Below are 2,927 nucleotides of genomic sequence, written 5' to 3'. Positions count from 1 at the left end.
GGTGGTAGCCAATAGGGGGATGATATGCTGACAACAAAAAAGAGGCGTTCGGCGAGGTTATGGCTGTGCCATACTCTGCTATTGGCCAGTTTCACTGTTAACGCCAGTAATGAGTACCGCTGTGAGATCACCAGCGCGCCGAGCGGTCGTTGGCATTCACCGCAATATTCACTAGCGACGTATGGGGCTGTTTTAGCGCTGGAAGGGCGAACGCCACAGAGTACGCTCACGCTGAAGTCCGATGACCAAAATCTGGATGCGGGCGCGATCAATAATGCTCTTGCGACACTGCGTCCCACCCTGGATATGCTCAGTGTTTTTCATTTTACCGCGATCGGAAGTGCGGGGCAGGCTACCTTGTATCAAGGCGGTAATAACCGCTTCAATGCACCAGGCATTCCCGCCCCCTCACGCTCGGGGCCGATCATTATTCAGTTCGGGTGTAATGGTAACGAGCAGTGTGCGAAGATCGTGCTGCTAACCGTCCCGTCGTTTACCATTACTCTGGATGCGCGCCTCTCATTTACCGACAGTGGAAATATCAACAATCCCGCACTTCATAAGCGTATTGTGATGCCGTCTGCGCCCAGAAATGAGTACCGCAGCCATGAAATGCGTTTCATCCATACCCTATACAATGCCGTCATTTATATCGTTTCCAGTAATAACACGGGGCTCACTAACGGCGAGAAACTCCTCACCTTTGCCGGCGGGCCGATCGTCTCGGAAATACGCTGCGTGCGTCCGGCGACGCCCTTAACCCTGACGCTGTTGGATAACGCCATCACCTTTAACCCCGCCCCGCTGGGGGCCTCGACGCCGCAGGTCAAGACGCTGAGGTGGCAAGCCTCCGGCAGTGGACGCGCCGATATCTGGACGATGCGTTTTACCAGTGCCAATGCCACCGCCTCGGGCGATGGGGTGTTATTGGGCGGGGCTAAGGTCACCATCCTAGATAGCGCCAACCAGGTGGTGCCGCTGGATCAGGCGGTCACTATCAGCGGCACACAAGGGGAATTTCGCCTGGCGCTCGATGCGCGCACGGCGCAGGCCGGTAACTATACGAGCAATATTAATCTTACGCTTACGGCCAACTAATTAACCCTCATCCGCCGCGCGCTGAGCGTCGCCGCATAGCGAGATGATATTAGCCAGAATTTTTAACCAGGATCATGCAGCCTGTTTCGTGGGCTAGCACATATAAGGACTCACATGCTGAAAACCAAACATAGCCGCGCGACTAAGTTATGGCTTGCCCATACTCTGCTGTTGAGCAGTTTCTCTGTTAATGCCAGCAATGAATATCTGTGTGACATTACCAGCGCACCCACTGGGCGCTGGACTTCACCGCAATATTTTGCCGGAACTTTCCGCGCTAAATTTTATCTGTGGGGCGGATGGTCAAATAGCACAATTACACTGAAGTCCGATGACCAAAATCTGGATGCGGGCGCGATCAATAACGATATTGCTACGCTACGCCCCACACTGGATGTTCTTGGCGCATTTCGTTTCTCTGCCCAAGAGGGGCGAGCCACACTGTATCAGGGACGTAATAACCTGTTTCGAGCCTCAGGCGTTCCCGGCCCCTCTTTCTCTGGCCGGATGGCGATTGATTTAGGCTGTAATAATGAAAATCACTGTGCGAACATACGCTTCACGCGCGCTCAGAATTTTACCTACAGTATGGACAAGCGGCTCTCCTTTGCCGAAAGCGCCAATATTAACAGCCCGGTATTTCAAAAACGGATTGTGATGCCGTCCGTACCAAGAAATGAGTATCGCAGCCATGAAATACGTTTTCTCCATACGGTATCCAGCGCCGTCATCGGCATCTCTACCCGGGACGCGATTAACATCCCCGGCGGCGATCATACGCTCACCTTTGCCGGCGGGCCGATCGTCTCGGAAATACGCTGTGTGCGTCCGGCGACGCCCTTAACCCTGACGCTGTTGGATAACGCCATCACCTTTAACCCCGCCCCGATGGGGGCCTCGACGCCGCAGGTCAAGACGCTGAGGTGGCAAGCCTCCGGCAGTGGACGCGCCGATATCTGGACGATGCGTTTTACCAGTGCCAATGCCACCGCCTCGGGCGATGGGGTGTTATTGGGCGGGGCTAAGGTCACCATCCTAGATAGCGCCAACCAGGTGGTGCCGCTGGATCAGGCGGTCACTATCAGCGGCACACAAGGGGAATTTCGCCTGGCGCTCGATGCGCGCACGGCGCAGGCCGGTAACTATACGAGCAATATTAACCTCACGCTTACGGCCAATTAATTAACCCTCATCCGCCGCCGCATAGTTAATGAATTACGCGTTCATGATGCACGGATAACACGTCCGGCACGCGTATTATTCCTGTGCGCGCGTCATTGAAATAGGCAATGAGTAAAATGCAACGATTTATTCTGTCAGGGCCCTGTTTTTATGAACTGAATGGACTCCGGCTGCTACTGCAAGAGACGGGCTACCCTGTTTTTGCCGACGTCGCGGTAAAGACCCCCACGCCTCACGATCTATTTGTGCTGGCGCTCAGTGGCGAACCCTTATTAGGCTGGGGGCGCCATGTACGGCGGGTCCACCACTACCGCCGCCAGTTGCCTTGCCGCATGGTGGTGCTGGTTCCGCCGAGCCTCAGCGGTTTGCAGATCTTTGACGGCATATGCCCGCTCATCTCGGGCCGTCTGCCGAGGGCGGAACTGGTGGCGCAGCTTAAGGCCTTATGCCAGGCGCCACAGGCGCTTTCGCACCAGCCGCCGAGCCCGTCCCGCTTACTCAACTTTCGCCAGGGCAGCAGTCGACGCCAGTTATTAAAGCAGTACCGCGATAACGCCCCCTTGCGCGGAATGAGTAAAAGCGACTATTACCATCGCGAACGCTTGCTGGCGGTATTGGGTATCCCAAACATGCAGACCTTGAGCATT

Annotated in this window: 3 protein-coding genes; all 3 read left to right on the top strand. The window is 55.4% G+C overall.

The window, feature by feature from the left end; translation table 11 throughout:
- Positions 1 to 24: 24 nt before the first annotated feature.
- A complete protein-coding gene (locus tag EHO01S_RS16800) occupies positions 25 to 1,098 on the top strand; it encodes a hypothetical protein (RefSeq protein WP_155964375.1) in 1,074 nt (357 codons plus the stop codon).
- Positions 1,099 to 1,212: 114 nt separating this feature from the next.
- Entirely contained in the window at positions 1,213 to 2,280 is a 1,068-nt protein-coding gene (locus EHO01S_RS16795; protein WP_024525030.1) for a hypothetical protein, read from the top strand.
- Between the two features lie 116 nt (positions 2,281 to 2,396).
- Positions 2,397 to 2,927, top strand: a 531-nt coding sequence (locus EHO01S_RS16790; protein WP_024525029.1) for a hypothetical protein, incomplete at its 3' end; no start/stop codon positions are given.

It is taken from the genome of Edwardsiella hoshinae NBRC 105699 = ATCC 33379, assembly GCF_000474215.1.
GTDB classification, from domain to species: domain Bacteria; phylum Pseudomonadota; class Gammaproteobacteria; order Enterobacterales; family Enterobacteriaceae; genus Edwardsiella; species Edwardsiella hoshinae.
The sequence above is the reverse complement of the archived record's forward strand: the minus strand, read 5'-3'. Positions and strand labels throughout refer to the sequence as shown.